Annotated in this window: 11 protein-coding genes; 5 read left to right on the forward strand and 6 right to left on the reverse strand. The window is 42.4% G+C overall.

Annotated elements, in window-relative coordinates; all coding sequences use genetic code 11:
* Positions 1-66: 66 nt before the first annotated feature.
* Positions 67-282, forward strand: coding sequence for a hypothetical protein (locus J7529_RS06875; protein ID WP_318728372.1), 216 nt, complete (start codon positions 67-69; stop codon positions 280-282).
* On the opposite strand, the gene J7529_RS06880 is transcribed toward J7529_RS06875, so the two are convergent.
* Both J7529_RS06880 and holA read right to left on the reverse strand, forming a co-directional pair.
* Positions 265-774, reverse strand: a complete 510-nt coding sequence (locus J7529_RS06880; RefSeq protein WP_271943958.1) for a DUF4168 domain-containing protein — start codon at positions 772-774, stop codon at positions 265-267. The two genes, J7529_RS06875 and J7529_RS06880, sit on opposite strands and share 18 nt — an antisense overlap.
* A 152-nt stretch (positions 775-926) precedes the next feature.
* On the reverse strand, positions 927-1,910 hold the full coding sequence (holA, locus tag J7529_RS06885; RefSeq protein WP_318728373.1) for a DNA polymerase III subunit delta: 984 nt from the start codon (positions 1,908-1,910) through the stop codon (positions 927-929).
* Between the two features lie 11 nt (positions 1,911-1,921).
* Here holA and J7529_RS06890 point away from each other — a divergent pair, with 11 nt between their 5' ends.
* From J7529_RS06890 to J7529_RS06900, 3 genes are all read left to right on the forward strand, one after another.
* A complete protein-coding gene (locus J7529_RS06890) occupies positions 1,922-3,043 on the forward strand; it encodes a TRAP transporter substrate-binding protein DctP (protein WP_318728374.1) in 1,122 nt (373 codons plus the stop codon).
* Positions 3,044-3,268: 225 nt separating this feature from the next.
* Positions 3,269-5,350: an ATP-binding protein gene (locus J7529_RS06895; protein WP_318728375.1), complete on the forward strand. Its 2,082-nt coding sequence runs from the start codon at positions 3,269-3,271 to the stop codon at positions 5,348-5,350.
* Between the two features lie 49 nt (positions 5,351-5,399).
* A complete protein-coding gene (locus J7529_RS06900) occupies positions 5,400-7,814 on the forward strand; it encodes an ATP-dependent helicase (RefSeq protein ID WP_318728376.1) in 2,415 nt (804 codons plus the stop codon).
* 30 nt (positions 7,815-7,844) lie between these two features.
* On the opposite strand, the gene J7529_RS06905 is transcribed toward J7529_RS06900, so the two are convergent.
* Together J7529_RS06905 and J7529_RS06910 are read right to left on the reverse strand one after the other, a co-directional pair.
* Positions 7,845-8,444 carry an RloB family protein gene (locus J7529_RS06905; RefSeq protein ID WP_318728377.1) on the reverse strand — a complete coding sequence of 200 codons (600 nt, stop codon included), beginning with the start codon at positions 8,442-8,444 and terminating at the stop codon, positions 7,845-7,847.
* A complete protein-coding gene (locus J7529_RS06910; protein WP_318728378.1) occupies positions 8,437-9,744 on the reverse strand; it encodes an ATP-binding protein in 1,308 nt (435 codons plus the stop codon). Before J7529_RS06910 ends, J7529_RS06905 begins: the two co-directional genes overlap by 8 nt.
* A gap of 187 nt (positions 9,745-9,931) precedes the next feature.
* Between J7529_RS06910 and J7529_RS06915 the strand changes: the two genes are divergently transcribed.
* Positions 9,932-10,354 carry a heavy metal-responsive transcriptional regulator gene (locus tag J7529_RS06915; protein ID WP_318728379.1) on the forward strand — a complete coding sequence of 141 codons (423 nt, stop codon included), beginning with the start codon at positions 9,932-9,934 and terminating at the stop codon, positions 10,352-10,354.
* Positions 10,355-10,655: 301 nt separating this feature from the next.
* On the opposite strand, the gene J7529_RS06920 is transcribed toward J7529_RS06915, so the two are convergent.
* Positions 10,656-13,361: an SMC family ATPase gene (locus J7529_RS06920; protein WP_318728380.1), complete on the reverse strand. Its 2,706-nt coding sequence runs from the start codon at positions 13,359-13,361 to the stop codon at positions 10,656-10,658.
* A 70-nt stretch (positions 13,362-13,431) separates the two neighbouring features.
* Complete coding sequence (locus J7529_RS06925) at positions 13,432-14,313, reverse strand: hypothetical protein (protein WP_318728381.1); 882 nt, start codon at positions 14,311-14,313, stop codon at positions 13,432-13,434.
* Positions 14,314-14,407: the final 94 nt, after the last annotated feature.

Genomic DNA, 14,407 nt, shown 5'->3' on the forward strand with positions numbered 1-14,407 from the left:
TTTCCCAGGCTAGAAACAGGGTTACAGTCGATTGGCACTACACCTTGATACTCTCTGAGACTTCAGATGGTCTTCCAGCCTGAAATTCTACTTACTTCTGATGATATCCAGAAGTGGGTTAATTTTAGCATTCTCCCCATGGGTTGTCCAAAGGTTAACTATCCCCTGCCTATAATTTGGGTTTTATGTCTATTTTTTATTTACCTCGAAGATAATCTCTGGAAGGCGATCTGTATCGGGAGAGCGATCGCCTGTTTTATTCTCTTAACGGCAGATCTGTAATTCTGAATATCGGTTATTTTGACACAATTGTTGAAACGACTGAGTAATTTGAGGATACTGCTGGGGATTTTGACCATACATCACCCTCATTTTATGAAACTCTTCTGGGGATAAATTATGCTGTTGTAAAACAGTTTGTGACTGGCTACAAAAACTTTGTAAATGACTAATAATATCTTGGGAAATTCCAGTGGTATTACTTACGGTTCCTGCCTCTAGATTACAATCAAAAACGGGTTTATTTCCTATGGGAACCAATCCTTGAGTATTTTGCAGAGTCGTTTCCCGAGCCAATTCAATTTCCAAAACCGATTGCACAAAATTGGCCATTTGTACGGGAGAATTAAATTGAGCTTGTGCAGTGCTTGCTCCCGCTAACGATCCACATAAAGATAATACACTCGCAATTAACGTCCGGCCGATCCATTGGCAATCCAAACAGAATCCACCAGAAGAGCGAAGTTGAACTTGAAAATTAAATGAATGATTCATAATGGCACATTAAAGACACAAGACGATCAACTCTTTTGAATTCTTTTAGGAAGATGAAGTTCCATATCTATCTCAGATTGTCAGCTCTACTCGCTTGGCAGTGGTTCCTGGTAAGAGCTAATCAGTAATGGGAGATAATCTCCAATTGTACGTCAAGATTTCCGATATAGCTGACAGATTTGGATAATGTGAGTCTGGAGAATTTCCCGTTCAGCTCTTCCTTGCTTGAGTCCCCACTCTAGGGAAAGCAAGAGAGGTAGAGTGCGCTGTAATGAGGCAAAAGGGAGCGATCGCACCTGTTGTTTGAGAAAATACACCCGTTTAGGATTAGCCACCTCAGCAGCTTGAGCAATTTGGCGATCATCACGTTCTCCGCTCTCAACCATCAATTTAACCCATAACCACGTGCGAAACTGACCCACCAAGGTAGCAACAATCCTTAAAGCGGGTTCATTTCTGTGTAATAAACCCTCAATCAAAGTTAAACTCCGATCTACCTGGCCTTTAGCGATCGCCTGCGCCAATTCTAAACTCGTTTGCGTATTGGAGACCACCAACCGCTCCACATCCTGGTCATTCAAAACCTCACCATCTGGATGATATAAGACCAACTTCTGCAACTCATTAACCAACCGACGAGTATCATTACCTACAGACTGACTCAAAACTTCCGCTCCTCGTTTGGTTAATTTCACCCCCTGTTGACTCGCCACTTCCTCAACCCGTTGCAAGAGTAAATCAGTCTTCCAAGGTGGAATTAAAGAAAATTCCCGGAATTCAGCATACTTTTGCATCAGCTTCGTCACTTTCAATCGTTGATCGAGTTTTCCGGCTACCGTTAGTAATAGCACTGATGAGGTTAACAGAACCGGTAAAGTCCGCTCTAACTCAGCCAATAGACTACCAGATGCCTGCTGAAATAGACCTGTATTCACCAACCAAACCAACCGATTTCCAGAACCAAATGGAGGAGTCATCGCTTCGTTTAAAGCTTCCATAACACTCCCCGGCTGATCCGGTAAGACCTCAGTATAATTAAACGAAATCCAATTGGGATCGAGGAGGCGATCGCGTAACTGCTTAACCCCCTGCTGCATAGCAAACTCATCATCTCCCCAATACACATAAATTGGCATTAACCTAAACCATGAAACGTCGAAACCTACTCCATAAAATCGCCTTAGGCGCAGCCAGCACCTATAGTATCACCGCCTGTCAATCCCCGAACCCTCCTCAACCTAACCCCGAACCCACTCCCAGCCAACCCCTCATTCGCTGGCGCATGGCCACCAGTTGGCCCAAATCCCTAGATATCATCTTTGGAGCCGCAGAAATCCTTTGTCGGCGCGTCGAACAAATGACTGAAGGCCGCTTCACGATTACCCCCTATCCTGCCAATGAAATTATTTCTCCCCTACAAATTCTCGATGGTGTAATTGCAGGAACCGTAGAATGTGGCCATAGCAGTCTTCTCTTTTCCTTTGAGCGAAATCCGGCTCTGGGACTCCTTTCGGGTGTCCCTTTTGGTATGAACACTCAACAGCATAATGCCTGGTTTTATTATGGGGGAGGACTAGAGGCCATGGAAAAAATTTATCAAGATTTTGGCGTGAATGTGTTTCCCGCTGGTAACACTGGGCTACAAATGGGCGGATGGTTTAGTCGCCAGATTAATAGCATCAATGACCTCAAAGGCCTAAAAATGCGAATTCCTGGTCTGGGCGGTAAGATACTGGAACGACTCGGCTGTGAAGTCCAAGTTTTGCCTGGGGATCAAATTTTTCCAGCATTGGAGCAAGGTACAATAGATGCTGCTGAGTGGATTGGGCCCTATGATGATGAAAAACTTGGACTCAACCGCATTGCTCCTTATTATTACTATCCGGGTTGGTGGGAACCTTCATCTGTACTGATTGCCTTAGTTAATCGAAGGCAATGGGATCAGCTTCCCAAAACATACCAAGAAATTTTTCGTTCTGCTGCTCTTGAAGCTTATTTTTTCACCATCAGTCGATATGATGCCGCTAATGGAGAAGCCTTAGAGCGAATGATGTTAAGTGGTACCGAGTTACGTCCCTACAGCCAAGACATTTTACAAAATGCCTACCAAGTGGCCTTAGAACTCTATGAAGAGTATGCCTCAGAAAGTGATGACTTTGCTAGAATCTATCAACAAGGGAAACAGTTTCAATCTCGTATTTATAAATGGTATCCAATTAATGACCTAACTTATTCTGATTTTATCTCTGGAATTTCCCCAAAAAATTAACTATTTATGCCTTCTTTTTTTTAGAAAAACCCTGAACATTCAGTATAAAATATATATAATTAGGTACATTGCCACCCCCTTCAATCGATCATGTTTAATCCAATTGTCCGATCTGTCAACTTATCAATATCCAATATCCTGAAGATTACAAAAAACAGGAAAATTACCATTAAAAACAAGCTGAACTTAGCTTTTGGTAGTTTGATTGGAGTTACCTTTTTAATTATGGGAGTTAATTATTGGAGTAGTGTCCAAGCCACTTTGAATATTAATCGGACGGAAGAATTGCGAATGCCGATCGCTCTATCGTCTTCAGAAGCACAAAGTAATTTGCTAAAAATGCTCTCTAATGTACGCGGTTATTTGGTAACGGGAGATGCTGTATTTCGACAACAATATCAGGAATCTAGACATGCTTTTGAAGAGAATCTTCATGAAATGGAGCAGCTATTTCAACAATGGAACGTGCCGATACAACTAGAACAGTTGAAAAACTTGCGCCGATTTTATGAAATTTGGTCAGAGTTGCCTCCTTACCTCTTTGACTTAAAAGATGATCGCCTCAAGAGTGAGCCAGGATTTCGTCTTTGGGAACAAGAAGGAGAACTATTAGCGATTCATATTTTAGCCAATATTGATAAAATAAGCCAAGAGCAAAATCCGAGATTGTTATCAGATCTTGAGTTATTCCAAGAGACGATTAATCTTAAAAGTTTATTTTCCTTATTGGTAGCTGATATGAGGAATTACATTAGTACACGAGAGGATAAATATCGCTTCGATTATACAGCACATTATCGGAAGAGTAAAGCTAGCTTAGAAAATATTCAATCTAGGTTGTATTCCTTGACCCAAAGTCAGCAAGAAGCTTTGAATGATATTATTGAAGATTTTGCTGAAATAGAAATTATTATAGAAAATACTGTTGAAATTATCGAGAGCGATCGCTATCGAGAAGATCTGCATATATATCAAAGCAAAGCTGAACCGATCGCCAAAGAAATGCTGATTATATTAAATTATATTGTCGAGACGCAAAAACAACAATTTAGATCCGAATTAACATCCGGTGTCTCCAGCTTGAATTCTGCTCAACTACAAACCTTAATAGGTTCCCTATTGATCCTAATTTTAGGGTGTATTATGACTCTAGTATTGCAACGTAAAATCTCCGATCCGATCCAAAGATTAACAGAAGTGACAAATTCAGTAATATCGGGAAATCTTGAAGTCAAAGCTTCAGTGGAGTCTGGGGACGAAATTGGGATTTTAGCCCAGACATTTAATGAGATGACGGATTCTCTTAAGCTTTCTCTAGACACATTAGAAATGTATAACAAAAACCTGGAATCACTGGTAGCAGAAAGAACTGAAGAACTCCACGTAAAAAACAAAGAGCTGCAATTAACTTTGCATAACTTGAAACAAACTCAGTCCCATCTCATTCAAGCAGAAAAAATGTCAAGCCTGGGACAAATGGTGGCTGGAATTGCCCATGAAATTAATAATCCCATTAGTTTTATTCAATGCAACCTTTCTCCCTTGACTACCTATTGTCAAGATTTACTCGATTTAGTGCAATCTTATCAAGAATTGTATCCAGATGATATGAATATGGCTAAAAAGATAGAGGAGATTGATTTAGAATACATTGAGGAAGATTTGCCGAAGCTAGTTGAATCTATGGATATGGGGGCTAATCGGATTTATAACATTGTCTTATCTTTGAAGAATTTTTCGAGAAGCGATCAAGCAAACTTAAAAGAAGCGGATATTCATGAAGGTGTTGAAAGCACATTGTTGATTTTACAACATCGCTTAAAATCAGCTAGCAATCAAGGAAGAACAATTCAGATCAACAAAGAATATGGTGATTTACCTTTGGTGGAATGTTACCCGGGGGAACTCAATCAAGTCTTTATGAATATTTTAGCTAATGGCATAGATATTTTAGAGTCTATGGTGGAAGGAGACAATAGGAATGCAGACTTGGAGGATGGAGTCTTAACAATTCATACTGAATATCAGGCAGAAACGGACAGGATATCCATTCAAATTCAGGATAATGGCCCAGGTATAGATGCCGAAATTACAAAGAAAATTTTCGATCCTTTTTTCACAACTAAACCTGTGGGTGAAGGCACGGGTTTGGGACTATCGATTAGTTATAAAATCATTACAGAGCATCATCAGGGGATGTTAAAATGTTATTCAGAACCGGGTGAAGGCGCTAGGTTTGAAATTGAAATTCCAGCTCATCAAAGCTGGACATCATTACCCCATGAAGATCAGAGATTGAGTGCATGAAGCCTAGCTGAAAAGGGCTATAGAGAATAGAGGATTAAGATTTAAGTTTATGGTTAGTTTTCTCTCAAGAACAACTCCTGAACAGCCGATTCCCGATCGCTTACAAACCGGATTAAACTCGATCCGCAACCAGTTACGGGACGGGCAAAGACAGATGGCGGACTGGGAAGGGGGAGAGTTGGCGGTTTCTGCTGTACCGGGATCGGGGAAGTCTACGGGGATGGCGGGTGCAGCGGCGATCGCCATTGCCCAAAATCGTCTCCATATCCATCATCAACTGGTGGTGGTGACGTTTACTCGTTCAGCCGCAGCGAGTCTGAAGGGCAAAATTCGCCGCCATCTGCAAACCCTGGGCTTACCGTCCACGGGTTTTGTGGTGCATACGCTCCATGGGTTGGCTCTACAAATTGCGACGCGCCATCCAGAGTTGTCCACCCTGAGTTTAGATGCACTCACACTAATTTCTCCCAACCGATCGCACCAACTGCTCCGCCAAAGTGTCGAACACTGGGCTAATAGCCACCCCAGACTGTACAAAAGACTCTTGGAGGGCAACCAGTCGGACGGAGAAGAAACGGAACGGTTGCGCCGTCAAGGCGTGCTGCGTACTGAAGTTTTACCCCACTTAGGTTATACGGCGATCCACGAAGCTAAAAGCTCTGCTTTATTGCCCTCCGATCTCTTTGAACTAGCACAAATTCAAGAGAGTCAAACGTCTGGAGAGCATTACCCGATTTTACGCATTGCGGCGGGACTCTACGAAACCTATCAACAGCAACTGCGATCGCGTTCTTTGATCGACTATGATGACATGATCCTCGGAGCCTTGCGGGTTCTGGAGGATGTGGGCGCAAGACGGTTATGGCAAAATCAAGTCTTTGCCGTCTTTGAAGATGAAGCCCAGGACTCGAGTCCCCTACAGGCGAAATTGCTAGAAATTTTAGCCCAAAAGGAGCAGGATTCTGTAGGGGCGGGTTTACCCAGATCTGGGCTGATAGACAAAAATTTCGATAAACCCGCCCCTAACTCTGACAAAAATGCCAATAAACCCACCATCAACCTGATCCGAGTGGGAGATCCCAACCAAGCCATTAACTCCACCTTTACCCCAGCCGACCCCATTTATTTTCGTCAATTTTGCGATCGCCTGCGAACCCAAAACCAACTGATCTCCCTTGACTGTGCCGGGCGCTCTAGTCCCATTATTCTCCAAGCAGCTAATTTTATGCTCCAATGGGTAAACCAACATATTCAACAGCAAAATCAACCCGCCCCCTTACCCTTCAGCGTGCAACGGATTAAACCTGTACCTTCGGAAGACCCGCAACCGGACGCAAATCCAGCCCCAGAAGGTAACGGTTTAGAACTCTATGCTCCCCGTGATGTCTTCCAAAGTGTAGACTTAATTGGCGATCGCATTAAAACCCTATTTACCCAAGACCCCTATCGCAGTGCCGCTGTCCTAGTACGCACGAACGATCAAGGGCGATTTGTTGCCCATCAACTGCGGGAGAAATACGGAACCGAAATTAACCTATTTGAAGTCGCAGAAAGCGATCGCCACTCCCACGTTCCCGCCGAAATTCTCAACCTGCTCAACTTCCTCGAACGTCCCCATTCTCCTGACGCTCTCAAAGCAGCCCTCACCGTCCTCGCCAACCGCCGCCTTATTCCGCCCCAAGACCTCAACGCCCTTGCCAGCTTACCCGAAGTTTTCCTCTATCCCGGGCCTCTGGACTCTCCTGGAAGCCAAACCAGCAAAAGCGCCCAGCGTTACTGTCGCGCCCTCCTCCGCGCCAGATTAGATCTACCCCCTTACCAACTCATTCCCTTTCTCGGTCTCACCCTACGCTATAGCCAAAACGAACTCGCCACCGCCGATAAATTAGCAGAACGAGTCACCCAGCAAACCCTAGGTGACTCGTCCCTATCGGCTCTGTTGAGAGTTCTGAATGAAATTGTGCAATCAGAACGATTTGAGCCAGTTCAAGTAGATACCGCCGATGATTCCCCTTACATGCGGCTAGGCCAGCTTACCATCATTACCATGCACAAAGCCAAGGGATTGGACTGGGATTATGTCTTTTTGCCGTTTTTACACAAAAATATGATTCCTGGGAGTTTTTGGACTCCTCCCCAAACCCGATTTCTAGGAGAATTTAGTTTAGCGGAAGTCGCTCGTGCCCAAATTCGCGCTTATTTACACGACGATCCGATTCCAGAGGGCGATGAAGCTTGGCAAGAAGCTGAACAGTTAAAAACCGCAGAAGAATATCGCTTACTCTATGTAGCCATGACTCGTGCTAAACGCCTCTTATGGATGTCTGCTGCCAATAAAGCGCCGTTTACGTGGAGTAAGTTTAATGTTAATCGCCAGATGGCGCTTCAATCTCAACCCGTCTGTCCTGTTTTTCCTGCCTTAAAGCGTCAATTTCCTGAATCTGTAGTTTCAATTAAACATTAAAATACAGCATTTCCTGACTCAACAGTATAATCAAATAAACTTATTGAGCGCTTTCACCAATTGATGTACAGTTGTTGATGGATTATCTTTAGCTGGATTTGCGGGATCGTACTGTTCCAAAAGTTGTTCAGCCCGTTCAATCGCTTTCTTCTGTCTATCACGCAAGAGTTCATACATATTCTTATTGTTTTTTTCATATGTTTTACCCATATATGAAGATAGCTTAGAATCATATTTTTCTGGAGGTATCGCACTATCGCAATAATCAAAATGCAAGAGATACCATAATTCAAACTTTGGGTTAGAGTAGGCAATTTCAAAACCTTTATTTTTAGCACTAGATAGGGCAGAATGAAAATCTTGTAATTTCCAAGAATCCCGATCGAATACACACCAAACTCGATCGTAATCCCCATCTTCATCATTTAAGTGACTTGCATAATCAACCAATTGACTCGGATTTCGTCCCAAACCTTTTACTTTAACCACATCTTTAGGCACGCGAAAGCTTCTAAAATAGTTCGGTTCGGTTTTTGTTCCTTCACAAATGATTAGAAATCTTTGTTTAAGTTTTCTGATATCCTGTTTTCTCTCATATTTAGGTCTGCGGGACTTTCTATTTTTAGTCATTAGAGTTAATGAGATAACTTAGATCGCCAAGATATGGAATTGCACCATATCTTCCTTTAATATAGTCACTTTCAAATGCAGCATCATTCCTGACTTTATATTCTGCCAGAGAATATAAATCCGTAGCGCCATACCTATTCTTCTCTGTAAACCAAATTTGGTCTCTGCGAAATTTTTTATGGTTCAACAAGTGAGTATCATGGGTAATAAATATAAGTTGAGCATTATTTGGGTTATTATCTTTTGAGTTAAACAGTTCCACAATCCCCAGGCTAATCAGAGGGTGCAACCTAGCATCAAATTCATCAATAATCAACACTTGACTCTCCTTCAGAGCCATAATTAACCTTCCAGCCAGAGCAAATAACTTCTGTGTACCTTCAGATTCATGATGGTTCAAATTAAATTCTTCGATAGATGTAATATTACCATTCTGATCAAAGATTGGGTGCTCAGTACCCACATAAACTCTTCGTGTTCCTTTCACATCATCTGTCTCTATAATACTCTCTATAAGACTTCTCAGTAGTAGCTGCTTGACACTTTTTTGTTCTTCATTTCCTAAAATATCTCTGGGTTTTATTTTGATAGCACGTATCCCCAAGTCAAGTCTTTTAATCAATCCTTCAATATTATCATTCATTTCCTTATTTTCTAAGCAGCCTAATGTATATCTCATGTCTTCTGTGTCATTCAATCCAGACACAAGATTTAGTTTTTTACTTAACCATCCTAGTATTTTTTCTGCCAAATCAACATTGAATTGAGAGCAAACAGAAAGATACAAGGCATTGCTTCGAGTTAACTTTTTTAGGCTTTGTACTTGATATTTTTTAGATTGTTCTATTTTTTCTAAATCGCGAACAAACAGTTTTGTTTCTTTAACACTAGGAACATAATACAACCATTCAGATATTACTTTATCTTGAGTGACCTTAAATCCGTATCTGTATTGTGTTTCGTCCATAATGAAAACCAACTCAAACAATGATGGCTGTGTTTTCGTTTCTGTGCTGAGTCTAAACGGCTCTACCTTTATTTTTTCAGTACTCTGAGTTTCTTTTGATGAATTGATGATAAACCACTTCATAAAACCTAACGCTTTCACCAGATTACTTTTACCACTAGCGTTAGCTCCATAGATGGCTGAACTCTTCAGTAGTTTTAGATTCTGATCTACACTAAAACTATTGTCTTCATCGATTTGTGGATTTTTAGAGACGAGATTAGCCGCAACCATACTGAACGTGACAGTCTCTTTAAAAGATCTGTAGTTGCCAACACTAAACTCAATAAGCATGGGTGATTCTCGGGACTTATATCAAAGATTGGAGAAAAAATCTCAAATCTCGTGTACTCACCATATTAGCCCATAAGTGGTATTGTCCCCAAAGGAGCAAGGAACTATCACGTTGCATCTTTTGGGTTTTACCCTATACTCTACACTATAGCTAAGGAGAAGGTAATGCCTGGAGGTTTGCTCAACAATGTTGTCATCCCAATCTAAGCTATTGTTGATTGGACAAGTCAAAGCCCAAAGCGGAGTGCCTATTAAGACCATTCGCTATTATGAGCAATTGGGATTGATTGAAGCGATCGATCGCACAGAGGGAGGATTTCGCCTATTTTCGCCCCAGGTTCTATCTCGGTTGGCATTTATCCGGAGATCGCAACATTTAGGCTTTAGTCTCCAAGAAATTAAGCAGATTTTACAGATTCACGACCAAGGTGAACTCCCCTGCGAGCAGGTACGCCACAATATTAAGGTTAAAGTTGCCGAGATTGACCGCCGCATTACCGAATTAAAGCAGTTAAAACAAGAATTACTCGATTTAGTCCAAACCTCTCCCCACGTCAATCCATCAGAAGAGCCAATTATTTGCCCCATTATCCAACAATCTAAAAAATAGGGAATAGGCCTTGCCGTAGTGAATTATTTCATCTAATTTGATGCATTAAATTGTGTTTGTAGTGAGGGATTGAGCAATCTCCAGCTAGGCTTTTAATATCAAATCTATTTATTTACGCTACAGAGATCTGTAGGGGCGGGTTATACCCAAATCTTGTAGACTGACAACTATGGCAAGTAAACCCGCCCTCCTCCACGATGTCTCTACTTGTAGCAACCATTTAAGGATTTGATATAAGCACTCTTCGTGCTTACTACAAACAAAGCCCTATTTTAGGTGAAACAGTCCACTACAATCTATTTTAAGGGCGCTCAATATGGATTAAATTGGACATATTTTCAAACGTATCATCATGGCTAATCACAAACAATTGCCGGAAAGATTTCAGATTCCCAATAGCCTCCGCCAATTGTTGACGGCGTGGGCGATCCATGTTCGTCGTCGGTTCATCAAAAAAGGCAATATCTAAATCTGATAACGTCCGCAAGATTGCCAATCTCACTGCCAGAGCAGCACACATTTGCTCCCCTCCGGATAAGCTCTTAAAGTTGCGCTTATAGCCATCTTCTTGCACCACAATATCATAATCTTCGGTCCATTCTAGTGCCACATTTTGCCGGTTCATCAGTTCCCGAAAAATCGAATCTGCTTCTTGGGAAATCTCGGCTAAATAGAACTTCGTAATTCGGGGTGAAGCTTGATTAAAGAAAAATCGAGCATCTTTAATAAATTGCCCGTTTCGTTTGGCTCTTTGTAATTCGACTACGGTTTGCTCTCGTTTCTTAGCAATTTCTCCTTTTGTGACTAAGGATTGACAAATTTTGGTTAATTCTTTGCGCTGGTATGAAAGGGTCGCTTCCAGTTGTGCCAAGCGATTATTCATATTTTTTAGCTCTTGCTCGACTTGTTGGATTTCTGCTAAACTATAGGTAGAATTAAGCCGATCCAACTCAGTTTGTTGTTTCTGTTTAGAGATTTCCAGTTCTTCCAACTTTGCCCTAGTTTCCGCCAGTTTCTGTTGTCGCTCTTCTAGGGTTTGTGCTTCTTTTTGCGATTGCAGATAGAGCAAATAGCCGGCAGAATGCTCTTGTTTGAGTTGTTCGACTTGGGCGATCTCTGCTTCAAGGTTTTCAAAATTAGCCAGTTGCGCCTTGAGTCCATCAATAGCGTGCTGAATCTCTTGTTTTTGCTCTGTCAATTTCTGCCATTGCTGTTCAAAATTGGGGGAATTTGCAAGTTGTTGTTCGAGAATATGACGTTGCGCTCTAGGGTTGGCAAGCTCTTGCAGGCGATCGCCAATTTCATTGGATTCTACATTTAACGCTTCTTCCCCGTCCATTTTACCCTCTAAGGCGATTAAGCGCGATCGCAGTTCCTGCCCTTCCTCCTTCAGTTCCTCTTCCTGTTTGCGCTTATGGGGTAAATTTTTGGCTTCAGCCCGACATTGATACGCCAGTTCTAACTGCAATCTTAACTGCTCGCACATTGCCGTTAATTCCTGCTCGTTCACCTGTTGCTTTAAGTCAGCACTCATCTGATGAAGGCGCTCTAAACTCTTATCCTGGCAATGTTTCCCCGCATCAATCAGGGTTTGCACGTCTGGATCTAGGGAGGATAAAATGGGCTGAAGTTGCTGATAATACGATTGCTGTTGTTCCCCTAAATCGATTAACGTCTCAATTTCCTGGGCAAACTGCTCGGCAGCCGCCACCCTACTGAGTTGAGCTTGATACTTTTGCAACCGTGCCTCCAACTGCGGAATTTGAGCTACAGAAGGTTCTAAGGCTTCTAGGCGATCGCCTTCTTGTTTCACCTCATTTAACCGCTCTAAACACTCATATAACTGCCGCTCCGTGCCCTCTTGCTCCCGCCTCCAATCCCGTATCGCTTGCAGTTGAGTGTTCAGGTTTTCCTGTTTCTCTTCTAATCGACTTTGCTCTTCTACCGCAGGTACTAACTCTTCAATTTTCCGTTCGGCAACCTGACAACTCTCCCGTTGCATCTCCACTTTCGTTAACTGAGTCTGGACTTTGTGCAAACCTTGTCCTTGTTTCTCTCTGTCTCGCAACAGAAACTGTTGCAGTTTCTGCGTTTTAACCCGTTCCTTTAACTGAGCTTCTGCTTGTTCATAAGCGCGATAATTGGCTTGATTTTCCTCACATTTTTGGGCGCTCTCTTGGGCTTGCTGATAAGCTTTTTCTCGATGATAGCAATCTTGATTGATCCCTTGATACTCTGCCTCTAACTGTTGGAGATTCCGTGTACAGTGTTCCACCTGTTGCTGATGTTGCTTAAACTCGCGTTGTTGTTGCTCTAGAGTTTTCAGTCGCTCAATAACCGTCTGTTTCTCTGCGTCCCCTTGTTCTAGCAATTCATTGATCTCTTGATGGCGATCTTGGAGTGCTTGCCAATCTTCCAATTGCAGATCGAATCGCTCTAAATGCTGTTCGCAGGTTGTAACTTCATCCTGTGCAAATTGTTCTAAATCCCGCGAAGCTTGATAAGCCTTTTTGTACTCTTCAACTCGTAAAATAGGATCAAATACAGTTTTTCGCTCTCCTGGATTTTTGAGAAAATCACTGGTAAACGTTCCTTGGGGAATCCCAATTGCTTCTGAAAAGAGTTTTGCTAAATCCGTATCTTTCGGAACGCCCAAATGGTCCTGTAACCAGAGCAGCACATCATTCACTTTAGTCAGATCGAGCTTACAGTCAATCTGTGGATCGTAAAGCTCATATCCGCGACGGGTACAGCGTTTCACTTGATAGGTTCTGCCATCGCGATTAGAAATGAAGTGTACCGTTGCTTGGGCACTTTTAGCTCCTTTGCGAATCAACTCTTCTCGCTGATATTGACAAGAGTTAAATAGTACCCAAGCAATCGCTTCTAAAATCGACGTTTTCCCTGCGCCATTTTCTCCACAAATGGCATTACTTCCCACTTCAAACTCTAAATAGAGATCGGCGTGGGACTTAAAGTTTTTCAGACTGACAGATAGAATTTCCATGGATAATTTATTTAACTTAAGTTGGGTTAGCAATAACCCAACCACAATCATCAGTCAAAATTGGGTATATCTAAACGTCTTCAGCCGCTTGCAGGAATAATTTACGAGCAACGGTTTGAATTCCGGTATGGCGATAATAGTCTGTCGATTGGTCAAGAAAAGCCCCGACTAAATCTAAAGCATCATCCGAGAAGTCAATAAATCCTCCGATGTGGTCAAAAACGCTTTCAGGGGTTAAGCCAACGGAACCGACTAAATTACCCATCCATCCTTCAACAGCACCAAACGTTTCGTTAATAAACCCTAATTTATCATCACCCGGAATGAAGTTAGCAATGGCTCCAAAAACCGGATTCCGGGTCAAAACACTGCCACCTTGCTCATCTAAGGTTGAGTGAACTTTTTGTAAGAAATTTGGTCCCAAAGGGAGTAAACCATCGACGGAGACTAATGCTGCCATCCGCATGAGGGATGCTCCGTGATAATGCTCCGTCAGTTCGGTAACAAATTGACCTGGATTGAGAACAGGCAGTCCATTCAGCTTGCTGTACGCAATCAATTCTGTGACTAATTTTAAGCATAAATCCACCGATTGGGTCGTATCGGCTTTGGGAGTTAATCGATTTAAAAATCCTAATAAGCCAATTTTTTCGCCCACTTTATTCGCCATGGCAGCCGCACCGAGTGCTTTGTCTGCATTATCGATGGTTTTATAAAACCAAATAGCCCCTTGATAGCCATTATTGGTATCATTGTACAGCTCGATCGCCCGATTGCGGATATCCCGGATGCGATCGCCGTCTGTTTCCCCGGTTACGACTTCAATCGTGCGATCGCATCCGACCACATTTTCCCACTCTCCAGGGACGACAAAATCCAGAGCGTTGAGCATCTTTACCGTCAGATTATCCGACGGTAATTCATCAAGTAACTCAATAATTGAATCAGCCATCTTTAGTTCCTAACTTGAAGACTTTCTCTATTCTGAAGTCTATCCCTACGATGCGTCAATATAGGACTACGGGCTAGGCAAGAGGCAATTCTAA

Origin of the sequence: Roseofilum sp. Guam (genome assembly GCF_017746735.1) — a bacterium.
In the GTDB taxonomy this organism is placed as follows: domain Bacteria; phylum Cyanobacteriota; class Cyanobacteriia; order Cyanobacteriales; family Desertifilaceae; genus Roseofilum; species Roseofilum reptotaenium.

Coding starts and splice junctions, on each gene's coding strand:
- J7529_RS06920 (WP_318728380.1), bottom strand. CDS start 13,361: ATGGAAATTCTATCTGTCAGTCTGAAAAACTTTAAGTCCCACGCCGAT.
- holA (WP_318728373.1), bottom strand. CDS start 1,910: ATGCCAATTTATGTGTATTGGGGAGATGATGAGTTTGCTATGCAGCAG.
- J7529_RS06900 (WP_318728376.1), top strand. CDS start 5,400: ATGGTTAGTTTTCTCTCAAGAACAACTCCTGAACAGCCGATTCCCGAT.
- J7529_RS06910 (WP_318728378.1), bottom strand. CDS start 9,744: ATGCTTATTGAGTTTAGTGTTGGCAACTACAGATCTTTTAAAGAGACT.
- J7529_RS06875 (WP_318728372.1), top strand. CDS start 67: ATGGTCTTCCAGCCTGAAATTCTACTTACTTCTGATGATATCCAGAAG.
- J7529_RS06895 (WP_318728375.1), top strand. CDS start 3,269: ATGGGAGTTAATTATTGGAGTAGTGTCCAAGCCACTTTGAATATTAAT.
- J7529_RS06905 (WP_318728377.1), bottom strand. CDS start 8,444: ATGACTAAAAATAGAAAGTCCCGCAGACCTAAATATGAGAGAAAACAG.
- J7529_RS06925 (WP_318728381.1), bottom strand. CDS start 14,313: ATGGCTGATTCAATTATTGAGTTACTTGATGAATTACCGTCGGATAAT.
- J7529_RS06915 (WP_318728379.1), top strand. CDS start 9,932: ATGTTGTCATCCCAATCTAAGCTATTGTTGATTGGACAAGTCAAAGCC.
- J7529_RS06890 (WP_318728374.1), top strand. CDS start 1,922: ATGAAACGTCGAAACCTACTCCATAAAATCGCCTTAGGCGCAGCCAGC.
- J7529_RS06880 (WP_271943958.1), bottom strand. CDS start 774: ATGAATCATTCATTTAATTTTCAAGTTCAACTTCGCTCTTCTGGTGGA.